Here is a 14,524-nt window from a genome sequence, read left to right on the forward strand (position 1 = left end):
AATATTAATAACAATTCTGAATCTCTGAGAACATGATTCTCAGTATTGTGGGCACTTCTAACAGCGGAAAGACGACCCTCATCACGAAACTTGTTCCCATTCTCAGGGAGAGGGGAATAAAAGTAGCTGTTGTAAAGAGGCACGCACACGGTGATTTTGAGATCGACAGGGAGGGTAAGGACTCCTGGAAAATCTATCAGAGCGGTGCCGACGTCCTCATAGCATCTCCCGTAAAGCTTGCGTTTATAAGGCGGGTGAATGAGGATGAAGGGAATAATCTCGACTGGATTTGCAGTAATTATCTTAAAGAATACGACCTTATTCTAACAGAAGGTTTCAGCAAAGCCGGGAAGGACAGAATTGTTGTTGTAGCAGATCCAGATGATGTTGAGCACTTCACACAGGGTAAAATTTTGGCCGTGGTCTGTGATGAAAGAGTGGATGGTTACAGATGGTTCGTGAGGGACGATATTGAGGGCATAGCCGAGTTTATCCTGAGCTTGGTCTAGTTTTTTAATCCGTGCGAAAGGATTCTGGGTATGCAGGAGAAAAAAATCGTTTATTTTGATAAGCCGGGTAAAGAGAACACAGAGACAACACTTAGACTGGCGATTGAGAGGGCACGGGAGCTTGGAATAAGATTCCTTGTTGTTGCCTCGTCGTATGGGGAAACGGCCCTCAAAGCACTGGACATGATCGATGAGAAAACTCAGCTCGTCGTGGTTACGTACCACACGGGATTCGTTAGAGAGGGAGAGAACACGATGCCACCTGATCTTGAGGATGAGCTGAGGAGAAGGGGTGTAAAGCTTGTCAGACAGTCCCATATCCTCTCGGGACTGGAGAGAAGTATAAGCAGGAAGCTCGGTGGCGTGAGCAGAACAGAAGCAATTGCCGAGACACTGCGCTCTCTGTTTGGTCATGGTTTGAAAGTCTGCGTTGAGATTACGATTATGGCTGCTGACAGCGGAGCAATTCCGATAGAGGAGGTCGTGGCTGTAGGCGGAAAAAGCCGGGGAGCGGACACTGCTGTGGTCATCCGTCCTGCTCACATGAACAACTTCTTTGACATGGAGATCAGAGAAATAATTTGTATGCCCCGCTTCAAAAGATCAAATCCATAGGTACAGACCCGTTTGGGCATCGTGATGCCTTTCCAGTCTTTCTCCCTTGAGGGCAACCAGAAACAGCTCGCAGGCAAATACTTCTGCCTCAAATAGATGCCCGCCATAAATATCTCCATCCACACCGAGAACCACATGAATGTGCGGGAAAGGTTTACCATCTTTCAGAGACACGTTTCCGGTTAAGCTGAGAATTTCCATTGGCATGTCAATTTTTCTTTTGACGTATTCTTTCCTGTTCTGATCGTAGTACCCTATTTCGGCATTCCTCACAGCCCCGATTCCTGAGATCAATGCGGTCTGTATATTCTTTTCCTCCAAAAACGATGATAGCTGCTCAACAATTCCCCTTCCGTAATCAAGCCTTAGAAATAGTCCCCTATCGAACTCAAATACCTTCATAAAGCTGTTAATAAAAAAGTGTTAAAATTTTTTACTGGTGAAAACTTCCTATCTGCTGTTCTGCAATGTCTCCCACCACCGGAAGTTTGAACCACTCTCCCTGGTAGGCCTTGTACATGCACACGATCCATGTTATGAACGTTACAACGTTTATCAGCCATGCGATCATGAATCCTATAAAAGGAATCACGTACACAAATGCCATACTCAGAATCCATAATCCCGCAAAAGTTATTGTCGATTGCATTGCGTGAAACCTTACAAACTGACTCTCTTTTTCTATTATCAGGAAAATTATCCCTGTTACAAAACCCAGAAGGTACGTCAGCAAACCTTCCACGTTTTCGTTCAACCCCGTTGAAGTTCCCATATCAACACCCATTTCAAACTATTTGTTATTAAAGATATATAAAAATTTGCATTTAGAACGGTTTCTGTATTGTTGCATCTGGAAAGACCGCAACCCTCTTCCTGTCTTTTCCAATCACCTCAATCATCTCTTCAAGCGTTTTTACCCTAACAGCATCCTCGTAAATTTCAAGCCACGGTTGCTTTTCCTGATATTTCGATACAAAAACAACTCTACCCGCTTTTTTGAGCGTGTCCGGAGGTGGCAGGTAAAGGTAGCCGCCCTTTTTCCTCATACCCCATCTCCCGTGCACGTAATGACTGACCTGCCCTGTTCTGGAGTTGCAGATAACTACAAGCGTCCCACCGTGCTTGAGACAGAGTGATGGCCATGTTGCGATTGCAGCCTCACTGGCTTTGGAGTAGGCATTTGATATGACAACATCGAATTCAAATGATATCTGCGTTGAGTAGTGTACTCTTGCAACCTCGACCCCCCTTCTCTGTGCTTCAACGATGTCACCAGCGAAAACATGCGTGTTTTCCCTTTTCGTGTTGACGAGGGTGTTCACGATGAAGTCAAAGTTTGTCATTCTGGCGGCCTCTTCAGCATCTCTCCTCAGTATATTTTCATCATTTACCCGCCCATACGCCATCTGGCATGTTGGATGCAGGTCTCTTACGGCCATTGCCGCCGACCATCCGCCGAGCACTCCGTGGTTGTAAATAATGCTCCTTATTCCTGCCACTCCAGGCAGAACGATCTTTGCTCCTCCCCCATAACCGTACTGAGGATGTGGAAGTATGCAGCCCAGTCCGATCTTGAGACTGTAGCTCATTACCTCTGCATTAATGTCAACTGGTGTTCCAGCAGAGGTATCGCCAATATACTGGAGATTTGCAAGAGGATTATGGTTGAAGACTGGATAGTTTTCAACAATCTCCTCTCCTAGCTTTTTAACAAAGTCCTCTCTGTCGTAGGTTCCGTGAGCACCATTGGCACAGATGAAAACTATGTCGGAAGTTCCTGCTCTACTCAACTCTTCCACCACAGCCTTTGCAATCAGTTCAAGTTTGGTGGGCCTCGTCATGTCATCAAAAACTATGGCCGCCTCTCCCCCGTTTTCAGCCAGCTTGGATAGGGGTCTGGTACCAGTAGGCTCCCGCAATGCCTTTATGATTTCATCCTCGGCTACCGGAGGTGCATGATCCCCTTTCATTCTGAAAACGGATACATCCCAGTTTTCAGGAGGATCAAAAAATTCTGGCTCGTCTCCATTCCAGACGTTGCTGGGAAGTTGGATCATAGTTAAAGTACAGCATTATTAATTTATAATGTTTCTTAGTTCATTCCTGAGAAGACTGCAACTTTTATATTTCTTACCACGAGGTGAAGTCTGGTGAGTCTATGCCGAACATATACGTCGAAGAGCTGGTTCACACTCCAATAGAGGATCAGATGATAGAGATAGTTGAGAGAAAAGGCACAGGTCATCCTGACAGTCTTGCTGACGGAATGGCGGAGGCCATGAGCAGAGAACTTAGCAGAGAGTACATAAGAAGGTTTGGAGCAATTCTTCATCACAACACCGACGAAACCCAGATTGTGGCAGGAAGATCGAACCCCCAGTTCGGTGGTGGAGAGGTCATAGAACCGATTTACGTTCTGCTTGTAGGGAGGGCAACAAAGTACTTCAACGGAGAGTACATCCCTACAGACAAAATAGCCCTGAAAGCAGCGAGAGAGTATATCAGAAATCACATGCGCAACCTTGACCCCGATCTCGATATCGTCTTCAACGTAAGGCTGGGGGAGGGAAGCACCGATCTGCAGGATGTTTTCAGAAGAAAGAGCGGTAGTGTGGCGCTGGCCAATGATACGTCGTTCGGCATAGGTTTTGCTCCCCTTTCCGAAACTGAAAATCTGGTTTACAACGTTGAGAGGAGAATTTACGAGGAATTTAGGAGGACAAATCCTGCGATAGGAGAGGATGTTAAGGTAATGGGTCTGAGGGAAAAGGATCGGATCTCTTTAACAATCGCCGCCGCATTTGTTGACAAATATGTATCCAGCATAAAGGAGTATGATTCTATCAAAGAGGAGCTTGAGAACTTCGTCAGAGATATCTCTTCGGAGTACACGGAAAGGAAGGTTGAGGTTTTTGTAAATACTGCCGATGACTACGAAACTGGCTGTGTTTATCTGACCGTCACAGGTACCTCTGCAGAAAATGGGGATGATGGCAGCGTGGGAAGGGGTAACAGGTGCAATGGGCTCATCACCCCCGGCAGACCCATGAGCATGGAGGCGAGCAGCGGAAAGAATCCGATTAACCATGTTGGCAAGATATACAATCTCCTTGCAAACCAGATTGCAGGCAGAATTGCGGAAAATGTCGAAGGGGTGCAGGAGGTTTATGTGAGAATACTCAGCCAGATAGGCAAGCCCATCAACGAGCCGAAGGCCTTAAGTGTTCAGGTAATTCCAAAGAGCGGTTATGACCTTTCAAAAATTGAGAGGCCAGCGAAAGAGATCGCTGAAGAGATGCTTGGCAGAGTTGGGGAGATAACCGATATGGTGATAGATGGCAGAGTTAGAACGTTCTGAACATTGAAATTATCTTTTTATAGATGCTGCAAACTTTTCTGAGTTCGTTGATATACACGAACTCGTCATCGCCGTGCATATTGCCGCCACCCGGTCCGAGGTAAAATGCAGGGATACCGTGCTTTCTCACATGTCTGGTATCTCCAACGCCCAGAGAGAACACGGCCTTTGGCTTCAGACCCTCAGATTCCACCGCACTGCCTATTATCTTCAGAAATTTTGTGTCATCCTCAACCCTCACGCTATCGCTCATAACGCCATACGGTTGAAGGAATCCCTCGACCCTGTAATCAACATTTTCATCATACAGCTCGTTTCTGACATCTTCCATACTGATCCACGGAGCAAATCTTACATCCGAACAAACGGTACATTTTGGCGCAACAACATTTCTCTTAATTCCTCCTCTGATCATTGCGGGGTTGAAAACCGCCTGCCAGCTTTTAATTTCGAAGTCCATTCCCAGGCCATTGAAAAACTGTTTGTATCGGGAAAAGTCTCCTTTTAAGCTTCTGAAGGACTCCACCTTCTCAAGTATGTACCTTGAGGCTCTGTAAATCGCCCCTTCTTTCGAATCCTGCGAGGCTGTATGTCCTGCTTCACCTCTGAATTCAATGTCAATGGCAAGCACCGCTGCCTGCAAAACTCCGATCATCGAGCTTCCGGTAGGTTCTCCGATGAGGACAGCATCTGCCCTATCTCTTTCAAATACGTATCCGAGTCCATTGACACCTCCAATTTCCTCATCTGCGGTGAAAGCAAGCTTCAGACCTATATCAACACTATCAACCATCGCAGCACATGCTATTGCCGCTATGCATCCTTTTGCATCACAGCTCCCCCTTCCGTACAGTTTTCCATCAACAATAACCGGATTGAGCAGCTCATCCCCTCCCGGGACCGTGTCAAGATGGGATGCGAGCATCAGTGTCGGATCCCCTCTGCTGATTTCGATGACTATGTTATCCTTCCCCTCCTCCTTCGTATATACTCTGGTGTTGTATGACGAAAAAAGCTCTGAGAGGTACTCAACAGCCTCGGTGGTGATTCCGGGCGGATTTCTTGTGTCTATCTTTATCATATCTCTGACGATCTCAACCGGATCTTTCATCAGCACAGGTAGTGTTCCGAAATATAAAAGCTCGTTATTGAGTTTCCAAGTATTGTAATTATCATCGTTCACACATTTATAGCGAAAAATTTATTATTTTTCTGACTATAACTACGCAGGATGTTGATGAGCCTTGACGAATTTGCAAGAATTGTCGTCGCACTTCTGAACCTTAATTTTCAGGCAGTCCAGAATCTCCTGGATCTTTTCGTTTCCGCCTCCACGAACTCAGATCTGAACTTTTCAAACGTCTGGGGGTTGATATATGGCGGTATTGTTATGAACTACTGGAACAATCATATTTTGATGAGTATTCTGGAGGTAACAAGAACCAATGCCTCGGCGATGAGAAACTTTTCGCTCACGTTCAGCTATCTCGGAAGCAACGCTACGGTCATATTCGGTGATGTTGAGGGTACGAAGGGAATGTCGTACCTGCAAAGTGGTATTTATCAGTATCTTGCAAAAAATCCGGGTGAGATTGAAAAACTTGCGTCAAATCTTACCAAGATGTTCAAGACACAGGCTGAGTTTCTCGTAAGGCTAATGAAATCGGTAAACAGTACGTTTACGTGAAATAAAAGGGAACAGGAACGAAACACAGGAACGCCAGAATAAAGGCAATGATTCCGATCACAAACCTCTTCCCGTCAATGGGGGTTTCATCATCGGCCGGTTTTGGGTGGCGCTGGGTTGAGAAGAAGAATGATATTATGCCCCAGAAAAGCCAGATTGTGTTTGGCTGGTTCAGAACCTTCATCAGGTAGATACCATAGGCTATAAGAACAGCAGGGATAATTTTCGAGACCTTTTCACTGAGTTCTCCTATCATTGCCCTCAACACGTGCCCGCCGTCAAGCTGACCTACCGGTATCATGTTCAGAAATGTCACAAAAAAACCCACCCAGCCGGCGAAAGCTACGGGATGTATCGCATTTTTTTGGTAGTTGAGAGCGTAGAGGATGGCATCGAAAATCGGCGGAGTTCCGATATAAAGTGTTGGTTCTGTTTTTAACTCGAATGGTATCTGCAGTCCTATAATTACGACTATAGTTGATGCGACCATACCCAGAAGCGGTCCTGTAACACCCACATCGAAAAGGGCCTTTCGATTCGGAATTATTCCTCTGTGCTTTATCACAGCCCCGAGCGTACCGATTATCGTGGGGAAGGGTATGAAGTACGGCAGAGATGTCCTCATTTTCCATTTTCTCGCTGCAATGTAGTGCCCCATCTCATGGCTGCCCAGAACGAACATTATGGCAACGGAAAACATTACACCTCCCGGAATGTCTATTTTATCCCCGTAAAACGTTGAACCAACAAGTGTCGTGGTTATAAAAGTTGCAATGAAGAGAATGAGATTCAGCAGATAATTTTCCTTTGCTGCACCCTTTTTAAGCTCGAGAACGAGCTCGCCGTAGTGGTACCTCAGGGCAACCTGGTATTCCTGGGATAGGGTTTGGAGAAACTGCCTTATCTCATGTTCCGGTGCTGCCGGTATAACAAACAGTCTGACCGCATCACCAAACCTCTCCTCAGCATAAATTTTGAAGTACTTTTCGATCTCCTTTTCCAGAGTCATTTTATCAGCTCAACATAACCCCTGTTTGCATCCACTCTCACAAAATCTCCTGTTTTTACAAGATCAAAGAACTTCTCATCCCTCACCTCAACGAGAGGGATCTCAGCTATAACGGCTCCAACGGCGATTATGGTTTCGGTCTTTCTGTTTATAATTGCTTTCGGAGCCTTCCCCTTTTTTTTCAGATTTATTAAAACGTAGGTTCCTACAGTTGATCCCGTGCCTCCAGGAAAAATGAATATTCTATCTGCAACACTCATGCCACTGGCGTCTGACTTCTGCTTGATCTCGCCGCTGTCCTTGTCTACCCCCCCGAGAAAAGAAATGTGCTCTCTCGAAACCAGAGCCTCACCTTCAGCGTAACCCCTGCTGATAATCCTGCAATCGAATTTCACAAAAATAGTATGACTTGGCGTTATATGGCTTTTACCCTCTTCTTCTTTGCGAGGGGTCGGGGCTTGACCAGAATTCTGCCACCGCAGTTCGTGCACTGAATTAATTTCTTATCGGGATCGACATCAATTTCTGCCCCACAGACAAGGCAGATGTATGCCATGATTACCTCACCGACTTCTCCACGATCTTACCGCCCGCTGTGACTGGCTGGTAGCAGCCGCCTGCAAACTTGTAACCACAGTGTCTGCACTCCCAGATTCCAGTACCGGATCTTTTCACTGCCTTCTTTCCGCATTTCCTGCAAACGTATCTCTGCCTCTGAACTGACTCAATTTCCAGCCACGTCCTTCGAACTCTGAGACCGTATCTTGTTCCAAACCTGCCCGCTGCCCTCACTTTCTTTGTTCTGCTCATGAACTTTGAGAGGTGAGATTGCATTTAATATTTTTCCCTGCAACCTAAAAAGAATTATAAAGCTTCTTGTGCCTGATGTATTCTCCCCTGTCAACAAGATTCTCAACAACGACTCTGTTGGCGTCAATTTCTGCAATTCTATCCGACGAAAACCTGCTTTTTCCTATCCCCAGAATATCTCCATTTCTGTTGCACACGAAAACGATCTCATTCTCTCCGAACTCCGAGGTCTTTATAATCGAGGAGGCAAATATATCTCTTCCATAAAGAAACAGCATCTCACCTCTCTCGTTCACCCAGACTTTTTTTCTGTTCTTCCTCACAATCCAGTACGCACCCTCCAACGTAAGTCTCAGCCTCCTGCCGACCTCACCAATTTTTATTCCTGCAGAATAGAAGCTGATGCTGTCCACAAACCTTCCAAGATCTGGTGAGAGAGCAAACACCTCCTTCCGCTCATTGATACGTATTGTAAAGTCCGGATTTTTGCAGCCAAAATAGTTGAGGGCCTTTCTTATTACCTTCAGTTCCTTCTCAGTCGGCTCTCTAAGCGCCATAACATCGCCCTGGCAACATTGGTGTAATCTCCGTCAATTCTAAAGGATTCGGTGGTGTTCACAATAACCTCGTCTCCCACCTTTGCTCTCATCCTGTCCCTCACTTCCTCAGGTAGAACGACCTCGCCATTAGCTGTAAATTCGTAGCATTCCATATTCTCCTCTACTGCAACAACCACAAACTTCTTTTTAAAGAAGTACGGCTTTCTGTCATCCAGAGTTCTAATGGTCGCTATTGTTTCATTTGGAATTATCGAAGTATTCATCTCCAGAGCTTTTGCGTTAATACCAACCTCTCTCCTATCAAGCTCGTAGCTGTATCCTCCAATCCTGCTGAGATACATATCTGAAACGACCTCTACCGGATACCTGAACATCGTGCATAATTTTCTGCATAACTAAATTTATAACTTTCGGTCAATTTCGTAATTAATCATTTACAATACCGTTAAGTTCTCACTCCATCAACTCCGGGCATGGAGTACTGGGAGGTTGCGGAGAACTTCGTCAGAGAGATGCACCGCAAGTATTTGCTGAGAGTGAACAAGCCGGGCAACACTCCGGAACCCTGGAAGGACTTTTCTGAGGAATTGCTGATAGCCAGACTTTCTGAAGAGATTGAAGAGCTGGAGGAGGCGATAAAGTCGGGTGGAAACATTTCAGATGAGCTGCTTGATGTGGCAAACTTCTGCATGTACCTCTGGGCAAAGTTAAATATGAAAAAGTTGTAGCAACACCAATGCTCATCGCCATTGAGGGTATAGACGGTGCAGGGAAAACGACAGTTAGCCATTTTATCGCAGAACTTCTGCGAGAAAAAGGTTTTGATGTTGTCGTGCTGAAGGAGCCGGGTAACAGCAGGTACGGAATTAAAATAAAAAACTCAGAAAAAAGACTGTCTCCCGAGGAGGAGCTTGAACTTTTCATCCTTGACAGGAAGGAGGATGTAAGGGAAAACATACTTCCAGCCCTCCACTCGGGCAAGATCGTGATCATGGACAGGTACTATTACTCGAACATAGCCTATCAGTCAGCCCGCGGAATTGACTGGGAGTATATCAAAAGAGAGAACGAAAAAATAGCTCCAAAGCCCGATCTGACGATCATACTTGATGTGGATGCTGAACAGGCATTGAAAAGGGTGAAGAAAAGGGGAAAGCTCACACCGTTCGAGGATCTGGAGTATCTCAAAAAAGTGAGAGAGAACTTTTTAAAATACGCCGATTCCACAACGGTCGTTATTGATGCCTCAAAACCGCTTGACGAAGTGAAGAGGGAGGTTGAGAGGATTATCTGTTCTCTGATTAAAGATCGGCTTCAAGCAGAACCTTGATCAGATCTTTGTCCTTCACAGTTCCTATGAGCCTGTTTTCAGAGTCGAGTACGGGCATGTAGTCCAGATCACTCTTTACCATCTTCTTTGCACATTTTGATACGTTTGTCTGGGGATACACGAATTCGGGTTGCTTCATGTATTTTTTGACTGGGTCTTTCGGCAGTTTAACCACGCTCACCTCAAAATACTTCACGGTGTAGTCCCTCACGGCATCCCAGCTCCAGCTATCGTCCGTGTCACTTGAGGAAGAGTAGGAGGTCTGCTCTATGAAGTCTTCAATCAGCGTTTCCGTCAGCATTATCTTTTCGTCAATGACACCAACGAGCTCGTCGTTATCATTCAGAACTCCGCACATCTCGGAGTTTGAAAGCCTCATTATTTCTCCAGCAACATTCAGCGGCGTCTCTTCCCACACGCAGACTATGTAGGGAGTAACATATTCTTTGACAGACTTCTCAAAGTTCATTTCCGCTAACTTTTTCACTATATCTCTCACGGTTATTATGCCCACAAGTCTGTTGTTTTCCACCACTGGCAGTCTTCTGAAAGGTGTCGATGTTAGAATTTTTACCACATCTTTTACATCCGCATTTGCGTTTACTGTGACGGGATTTGGCGTCATAAGCAGAGCAAGCTGGTTTTCCTCAATTTTTCTCAAAATGTCCTTTCTGGTGACGATTCCAACAAGTTCTGAGTTTTTGAGTACCGGAACGGCCGAAATTTCATACTTTTTGAAAAGTTCCAGTACATTATCACGGGTACTGGGAACTGTTGCACAGATGACGTTGGAATTCATAATTTCTGCTGCCTTCATTGCATCCCGATAATTCATTTTGGATATATACTTTTCCCCCTCCAAAAATGTTAAATTTTGCTGACCGAAGAGCGGGCATGGAAAGGAGAACACCGCTGATACCCAAGAAGGTCTTCTTCGTCTCTGGAGTTGGCAGACATGAGGACAGATTGATAAGCTTTGAGCTCGCATTAAGGGATGCGGGCATCGAGAGGTTCAACCTGGTCCCCGTAAGCAGTATTCTACCCCCTGGGTGCGAGATTGTTGATAAGGAGGAGGGATTGAAAAAGCTGTTCCCGGGAGAAATTGTATTTTGCGTTATGGCAAGAATTACAAGCTGCGATGAGGGGAAGGAGATATTTGCGAGCATCGGAGCGGCAGTTCCGGATGATCGCAATGCCAACGGGTACATTGCCGAGCACAGCGGAGAGTGGTATGATGGCGCTGAAGGATATGCAAAGGTGCTTGCAGAGGAAATGCTGAAAACACAGGGTAATAAAGCCGCTAAAACCTACGGAATTACGGCAAAAGGCAGAGTTGAAAAGTGCACAACCGCAGTTGCGGCTGCGGTTTTCGTTATTTAAATTTCACAATCATTTTAAGTATATTGATTATTGATATTTGACATGGACAGGATTGAAAGACTTGTCAGAAACGTGAACAAACCTGCAAGATTAAGCATTCACAGGGCAAAACTCTATACAGACTCAATAAAGCGTACAGAGGGAGAACCTGCGATTATCAGGCAGGCAAAAGCCTTGAAAAACATTCTCGAGAACATACCCATACAGATTCTCGATGGTGAGCTGATTGTCGGAACCATGCTTCCCGATCCTCCCGGGGCGATTCTTTTTCCCGAAGGTGTGGGGTTGAGGATAATAAATGAACTCGATTCTCTCCCCACCAGAGATACGAACAGATTGCTGGTGGATGAGGAAGAAGCGAGGATTCTCAGAGAAGAAATAGCTCCTTACTGGTATGGAAAGACGATCGAGGCCTTTGCATATCCACTGATGCCTGATGTGATGAACGTGCTGTACACGGGTTCTGTTTTCGTGCTGACAGAAATGGCGGGAATATCTCATGTGGCAGTAAACTACCCCTATCTGATGAGAAGGGGTTTCAGACTGTTTCTTGAGGAGAGTAAGAAAAGATTAAAGGAGCTGGAGGAGAAAGGTGTTTATGAGGGTGAGAAATATGCGTTCTACCAGGCTGCAGGAATAGTTTCGGAGGCTGTAATCAACTACGGGCTGAGGTATGCCGAACTTGCGGAGAAGCTGGCTGAAGAAGAGAAAGATGACAGAAGAGAAGAACTCCTAAGAATTGCAGAGATATGCAGAAAGGTTCCCGCTGAAAAACCGGAGAGCTTCTGGGAGGCTGTTCAGTTTCTCTGGATCGTTCAATCTGCACTTCATCAGGAGAACTATGAGCAGGCAATCTCAATGGGGAGAATAGACCAGTACCTGTTCCCGTTCTTTCAGAAAGACCTCAGGGAAGGTAAAATAGATAGGCAAAGAGCATTTGAGATTCTGGCAAATCTCTGGATAAAGACAAACGAGATAGTCCCCCCGTTCGACTCTCTGCTGGAGCAGTTCTTCAGCGGTCAAACTACGAATCAGGCTCTAACAATAGGCGGGTGTGATATCTACGGAAGGGATGCGACCAACGATCTGACGTACCTCATGCTCGAGGTTACGGACAGACTGAGGTTGAGACAGCCAAATGTTCATGTTAGAGTCAGCAGGAGAACACCCGATGATTTTCTGAACAGGCTGGCTGAATCTATAGCTTCAGGCTGCAATGCACTGGCTCTGTTCCACGATGATGTGGCGGTGGAGGCTCTGAGACTGGCTGGAGTGAGCGATGAGGATGCGTGGAATTACACCACTGTTGGCTGTGTGGAGATTGCACCTTTCGGTAACAGCTTCACCTCAAGTGATGCTGCGCTGGTCAACATCGCAAAAGCCCTGGAATACGCCATGAACGGTGGAAAGGACATGCAATTCGGTTACGAATTTGGATTAAAAACTGAGAAGCCAGAAACACTTGAAGACCTGATTGAAAACTTCAGGATCCAGCTCTCCCACATCATCGGGCTTGTTGTAAAGGGGTGCAACATTCTTGGCTATGCAAATGCCGAGGTCAAACCAACACCACTCCTGTCTCTGTGCATCGAAGATTGTTTTGAGGCTGGATTGGACGTGACAAGGGGTGGTGCGAAGTACAACTTCACCGGAATACAGGCTGTTGGTGTTGCCGATGTAGGGGACTCTTTTGCGGCTATTGAAGAGGCTTTGAAGCTCGGTTACTCAATGGACGACATCATTGAGGCGTGCAGAAAGAACTTCGCTGAGTGTGAGGAGCTTCATAAACTTCTGAGCGAAAGTCCGAAGTACGGCAACGATGACGACAGGGCGGACAGGTATGCAAGAATGGTTCTTGAATATTACTGCAATGAAGTGAACAGGCACAGAAACTTCAGAAACGGTCATTTTGCTGCAGGCTGCTATCCCATGACGACAAACACCGGCTTTGGCTTCTTCACCTCAGCCCTTCCATCGGGCAGGAAAGGTGGCGAACCGCTCAACCCGGGTGTTGGCCCATCTACTGGAAGAGACCGGGAGGGGGTTACAGCGATCATAAAGTCGGCATCAAAGATAAACTATGCAAAACTGCCGAATGGCGCATCCCTCACCCTAAATCTGAGCAGTGATGTTCTGGGTGCGAAGGGGTCGGCTGTTGTTAAGGCCCTTATAAAGAGTTTCATAGATCTGGGTGGAATGCACATTCAGTTCAACATACTGAATGAGGATGTCCTCAGGAAGGCCCAGAAAAATCCGGAGGAGTTCAGATGGTTGCTTGTGAGGGTGGCAGGATGGAGTGCGTACTTTGTTGAGCTGTCAAAGCCTGTGCAGGACGAGATAATCCGGAGAATTTCATGCAGGGTTTGATGAAGGGCAGAATTTTCAGAATACAGAGATTTTCAATACACGATGGATATGGCATCAGGACGACAGTCTTTCTCAAAGGCTGTCCTCTGAGGTGCATCTGGTGTCACAACCCGGAATCTCAGAAATTCGATATCGAGGTTGGGTACAAAATCGAAAAATGCAACCTGTGTTTCAGGTGTGGAGGGATATGTGAGGCAATCGGGCATGCTGATGGCGTTGAGATAGACAGAGGACGGTGCGATGGATGCGGAAGATGTGTTGAAATTTGCAGTGCTGGGGCGTTTGAGCTTTACGGATTGGATGTTGGTGTGGAGGATGTCATGAATCTGATCGAGAAAGATGCTGTGTTTTACAAAAATTCAGGCGGAGGAGTGACTTTTTCCGGTGGCGAGCCCTACTTTCAACCGGACTTTCTGCTTGCTCTGCTCAAGGCCTGTAAAAATATGGGGATAAACACCGCCGTTGACACCTCTGGATATGCAAAGTGGAGCACCATAGAGAGAACTCTTCCGTTTGTTGATTTCTTCCTTTATGATCTGAAGGATTACAGGGATGACAGGCACAGAAAATTTTGCGGAGCGGGAAACGAGCCAATCATTTCCAACCTGAAAAAACTCATCGATGCTGGAAAGGAGGTGATTGTGAGGATACCCGTTGTTCCGGGGTACAACTTCGAGAACGGAGATTTTGAGGGGTATTTTAAGGTTCTTGAAAATACAGGCTGTGAGAGGGTGGATGTCCTGCCCTTCCATTCCCTCGCCGTGGACAAGTACAGATGGTTGGGAAGGGACTGGGATTTTCCCGACATTACCAGAAGGGCGAGAGAGATGTCCGAAGAATTTGCCCGGTTTCTGGAGAAAAGAGGAATGCAGACATCCATTGGAGGATATTTCTGAATA

The 14,524-nt window shown here is 46.1% G+C and carries 20 protein-coding genes; 9 read left to right on the forward strand and 11 right to left on the reverse strand.

From position 1 onward, the window contains the following. Positions 1-32 precede the first annotated feature (32 nt). Both mobB and JFQ59_RS07245 read left to right on the forward strand, forming a co-directional pair. On the forward strand, positions 33-509 hold the full coding sequence (mobB, locus tag JFQ59_RS07240) for a molybdopterin-guanine dinucleotide biosynthesis protein B (protein WP_202319753.1): 477 nt from the start codon (positions 33-35) through the stop codon (positions 507-509). Positions 510-539: 30 nt separating this feature from the next. Beyond that, positions 540-1,124: a pyruvate kinase alpha/beta domain-containing protein gene (locus tag JFQ59_RS07245; RefSeq protein WP_202319754.1), complete on the forward strand. Its 585-nt coding sequence runs from the start codon at positions 540-542 to the stop codon at positions 1,122-1,124. Here the strand turns inward: JFQ59_RS07245 and JFQ59_RS07250 are convergent. Genes JFQ59_RS07250 through JFQ59_RS07260 form a run of 3 tightly spaced genes read right to left on the reverse strand, consistent with a single transcriptional unit; the run spans position 1,113 to position 3,181 of the window. Next, complete coding sequence (locus tag JFQ59_RS07250; RefSeq protein WP_202319755.1) at positions 1,113-1,526, reverse strand: PPC domain-containing DNA-binding protein; 414 nt, start codon at positions 1,524-1,526, stop codon at positions 1,113-1,115. The genes JFQ59_RS07245 and JFQ59_RS07250 overlap by 12 nt on opposite strands. A 31-nt stretch (positions 1,527-1,557) precedes the next feature. Continuing rightward, the gene (locus JFQ59_RS07255; protein WP_230972365.1) at positions 1,558-1,908 is read right to left on the reverse strand and encodes a DUF4870 domain-containing protein; all 351 of its coding nucleotides are present in this window, start codon (positions 1,906-1,908) and stop codon (positions 1,558-1,560) included. 40 nt (positions 1,909-1,948) lie between these two features. After that, positions 1,949-3,181 (reverse strand): lactate racemase domain-containing protein, encoded by a 1,233-nt coding sequence (locus JFQ59_RS07260; RefSeq protein ID WP_202319756.1) that lies wholly within the window; start codon positions 3,179-3,181, stop codon positions 1,949-1,951. Positions 3,182-3,282: 101 nt separating this feature from the next. Here JFQ59_RS07260 and JFQ59_RS07265 point away from each other — a divergent pair, with 101 nt between their 5' ends. Next, positions 3,283-4,482, forward strand: a complete 1,200-nt coding sequence (locus JFQ59_RS07265) for a methionine adenosyltransferase (RefSeq protein WP_202319859.1) — start codon at positions 3,283-3,285, stop codon at positions 4,480-4,482. On the opposite strand, the gene JFQ59_RS07270 is transcribed toward JFQ59_RS07265, so the two are convergent. Continuing rightward, positions 4,469-5,593, reverse strand: coding sequence for a M20 family metallopeptidase (locus JFQ59_RS07270; protein ID WP_202319757.1), 1,125 nt, complete (start codon positions 5,591-5,593; stop codon positions 4,469-4,471). The two genes, JFQ59_RS07265 and JFQ59_RS07270, sit on opposite strands and share 14 nt — an antisense overlap. A gap of 120 nt (positions 5,594-5,713) precedes the next feature. Here JFQ59_RS07270 and JFQ59_RS07275 point away from each other — a divergent pair, with 120 nt between their 5' ends. Then, the gene (locus JFQ59_RS07275) at positions 5,714-6,169 is read left to right on the forward strand and encodes a hypothetical protein (protein WP_202319758.1); all 456 of its coding nucleotides are present in this window, start codon (positions 5,714-5,716) and stop codon (positions 6,167-6,169) included. On the opposite strand, the gene JFQ59_RS07280 is transcribed toward JFQ59_RS07275, so the two are convergent. From JFQ59_RS07280 to JFQ59_RS07305, 6 genes are read right to left on the reverse strand one after another with little or no spacing between them, the layout of a single operon-like run. Next, positions 6,162-7,178, reverse strand: coding sequence for a site-2 protease family protein (locus JFQ59_RS07280; protein ID WP_202319759.1), 1,017 nt, complete (start codon positions 7,176-7,178; stop codon positions 6,162-6,164). The genes JFQ59_RS07275 and JFQ59_RS07280 overlap by 8 nt on opposite strands. After that, positions 7,175-7,573 (reverse strand): aconitase X swivel domain-containing protein, encoded by a 399-nt coding sequence (locus JFQ59_RS07285; protein ID WP_202319760.1) that lies wholly within the window; start codon positions 7,571-7,573, stop codon positions 7,175-7,177. Before JFQ59_RS07285 ends, JFQ59_RS07280 begins: the two co-directional genes overlap by 4 nt. Positions 7,574-7,593: 20 nt before the next feature. Beyond that, a complete protein-coding gene (locus tag JFQ59_RS07290) occupies positions 7,594-7,734 on the reverse strand; it encodes a DNA-directed RNA polymerase subunit P (RefSeq protein WP_202319761.1) in 141 nt (46 codons plus the stop codon). A 2-nt stretch (positions 7,735-7,736) separates the two neighbouring features. Continuing rightward, positions 7,737-7,988 (reverse strand): 50S ribosomal protein L37Ae, encoded by a 252-nt coding sequence (rpl37A, locus tag JFQ59_RS07295; RefSeq protein WP_202319762.1) that lies wholly within the window; start codon positions 7,986-7,988, stop codon positions 7,737-7,739. 44 nt (positions 7,989-8,032) lie between these two features. Then, entirely contained in the window at positions 8,033-8,545 is a 513-nt protein-coding gene (locus tag JFQ59_RS07300) for a PUA domain-containing protein (RefSeq protein WP_202319763.1), read from the reverse strand. Beyond that, complete coding sequence (locus JFQ59_RS07305) at positions 8,512-8,922, reverse strand: AbrB/MazE/SpoVT family DNA-binding domain-containing protein (RefSeq protein WP_202319764.1); 411 nt, start codon at positions 8,920-8,922, stop codon at positions 8,512-8,514. Before JFQ59_RS07305 ends, JFQ59_RS07300 begins: the two co-directional genes overlap by 34 nt. A gap of 99 nt (positions 8,923-9,021) precedes the next feature. Here JFQ59_RS07305 and JFQ59_RS07310 point away from each other — a divergent pair, with 99 nt between their 5' ends. Together JFQ59_RS07310 and tmk are read left to right on the forward strand one after the other, a co-directional pair. Continuing rightward, positions 9,022-9,276: a hypothetical protein gene (locus JFQ59_RS07310; protein WP_202319765.1), complete on the forward strand. Its 255-nt coding sequence runs from the start codon at positions 9,022-9,024 to the stop codon at positions 9,274-9,276. An 8-nt stretch (positions 9,277-9,284) separates the two neighbouring features. Further along, positions 9,285-9,878: a dTMP kinase gene (gene tmk, locus JFQ59_RS07315; protein ID WP_202319766.1), complete on the forward strand. Its 594-nt coding sequence runs from the start codon at positions 9,285-9,287 to the stop codon at positions 9,876-9,878. Here the strand turns inward: tmk and JFQ59_RS07320 are convergent. Beyond that, on the reverse strand, positions 9,850-10,695 hold the full coding sequence (locus JFQ59_RS07320; RefSeq protein ID WP_202319767.1) for a CBS domain-containing protein: 846 nt from the start codon (positions 10,693-10,695) through the stop codon (positions 9,850-9,852). The two genes, tmk and JFQ59_RS07320, sit on opposite strands and share 29 nt — an antisense overlap. Before the next feature lie 77 nt (positions 10,696-10,772). On the opposite strand from JFQ59_RS07320, the gene JFQ59_RS07325 reads away from it, so the two are divergent. Genes JFQ59_RS07325 through JFQ59_RS07335 form a run of 3 tightly spaced genes read left to right on the forward strand, consistent with a single transcriptional unit; the run spans position 10,773 to position 14,521 of the window. Beyond that, positions 10,773-11,258 carry a pyruvoyl-dependent arginine decarboxylase gene (locus tag JFQ59_RS07325; RefSeq protein ID WP_202319768.1) on the forward strand — a complete coding sequence of 162 codons (486 nt, stop codon included), beginning with the start codon at positions 10,773-10,775 and terminating at the stop codon, positions 11,256-11,258. A gap of 42 nt (positions 11,259-11,300) precedes the next feature. Next, the gene (locus tag JFQ59_RS07330; RefSeq protein ID WP_202319769.1) at positions 11,301-13,625 is read left to right on the forward strand and encodes a formate C-acetyltransferase/glycerol dehydratase family glycyl radical enzyme; all 2,325 of its coding nucleotides are present in this window, start codon (positions 11,301-11,303) and stop codon (positions 13,623-13,625) included. Further along, positions 13,625-14,521: a glycyl-radical enzyme activating protein gene (locus JFQ59_RS07335; protein ID WP_230972366.1), complete on the forward strand. Its 897-nt coding sequence runs from the start codon at positions 13,625-13,627 to the stop codon at positions 14,519-14,521. The genes JFQ59_RS07330 and JFQ59_RS07335 overlap by 1 nt, the downstream gene beginning before the upstream one ends. Positions 14,522-14,524 lie beyond the last annotated feature (3 nt).

Origin of the sequence: Archaeoglobus neptunius (genome assembly GCF_016757965.1) — an archaeon.
In the GTDB taxonomy this organism is placed as follows: Archaea; Halobacteriota; Archaeoglobi; order Archaeoglobales; family Archaeoglobaceae; genus Archaeoglobus; species Archaeoglobus neptunius.

What these genes read in the sequence shown, in the direction of transcription:
- mobB (WP_202319753.1), top strand. Translation starts at nt 33, where the DNA reads ATGATTCTCAGTATTGTGGGCACTTCTAACAGCGGAAAGACGACCCTC.
- JFQ59_RS07245 (WP_202319754.1), top strand. Translation starts at nt 540, where the DNA reads ATGCAGGAGAAAAAAATCGTTTATTTTGATAAGCCGGGTAAAGAGAAC.
- JFQ59_RS07250 (WP_202319755.1), bottom strand. Translation starts at nt 1,526, where the DNA reads ATGAAGGTATTTGAGTTCGATAGGGGACTATTTCTAAGGCTTGATTAC.
- JFQ59_RS07255 (WP_230972365.1), bottom strand. Translation starts at nt 1,908, where the DNA reads ATGGGTGTTGATATGGGAACTTCAACGGGGTTGAACGAAAACGTGGAA.
- JFQ59_RS07260 (WP_202319756.1), bottom strand. Translation starts at nt 3,181, where the DNA reads ATGATCCAACTTCCCAGCAACGTCTGGAATGGAGACGAGCCAGAATTT.
- JFQ59_RS07265 (WP_202319859.1), top strand. Translation starts at nt 3,283, where the DNA reads ATGCCGAACATATACGTCGAAGAGCTGGTTCACACTCCAATAGAGGAT.
- JFQ59_RS07270 (WP_202319757.1), bottom strand. Translation starts at nt 5,593, where the DNA reads ATGAAAGATCCGGTTGAGATCGTCAGAGATATGATAAAGATAGACACA.
- JFQ59_RS07275 (WP_202319758.1), top strand. Translation starts at nt 5,714, where the DNA reads ATGTTGATGAGCCTTGACGAATTTGCAAGAATTGTCGTCGCACTTCTG.
- JFQ59_RS07280 (WP_202319759.1), bottom strand. Translation starts at nt 7,178, where the DNA reads ATGACTCTGGAAAAGGAGATCGAAAAGTACTTCAAAATTTATGCTGAG.
- JFQ59_RS07290 (WP_202319761.1), bottom strand. Translation starts at nt 7,734, where the DNA reads ATGGCATACATCTGCCTTGTCTGTGGGGCAGAAATTGATGTCGATCCC.
- rpl37A (WP_202319762.1), bottom strand. Translation starts at nt 7,988, where the DNA reads ATGAGCAGAACAAAGAAAGTGAGGGCAGCGGGCAGGTTTGGAACAAGA.
- JFQ59_RS07300 (WP_202319763.1), bottom strand. Translation starts at nt 8,545, where the DNA reads ATGGCGCTTAGAGAGCCGACTGAGAAGGAACTGAAGGTAATAAGAAAG.
- JFQ59_RS07305 (WP_202319764.1), bottom strand. Translation starts at nt 8,922, where the DNA reads ATGTTCAGGTATCCGGTAGAGGTCGTTTCAGATATGTATCTCAGCAGG.
- JFQ59_RS07310 (WP_202319765.1), top strand. Translation starts at nt 9,022, where the DNA reads ATGGAGTACTGGGAGGTTGCGGAGAACTTCGTCAGAGAGATGCACCGC.
- tmk (WP_202319766.1), top strand. Translation starts at nt 9,285, where the DNA reads ATGCTCATCGCCATTGAGGGTATAGACGGTGCAGGGAAAACGACAGTT.
- JFQ59_RS07320 (WP_202319767.1), bottom strand. Translation starts at nt 10,695, where the DNA reads ATGAAGGCAGCAGAAATTATGAATTCCAACGTCATCTGTGCAACAGTT.
- JFQ59_RS07325 (WP_202319768.1), top strand. Translation starts at nt 10,773, where the DNA reads ATGGAAAGGAGAACACCGCTGATACCCAAGAAGGTCTTCTTCGTCTCT.
- JFQ59_RS07330 (WP_202319769.1), top strand. Translation starts at nt 11,301, where the DNA reads ATGGACAGGATTGAAAGACTTGTCAGAAACGTGAACAAACCTGCAAGA.
- JFQ59_RS07335 (WP_230972366.1), top strand. Translation starts at nt 13,625, where the DNA reads ATGAAGGGCAGAATTTTCAGAATACAGAGATTTTCAATACACGATGGA.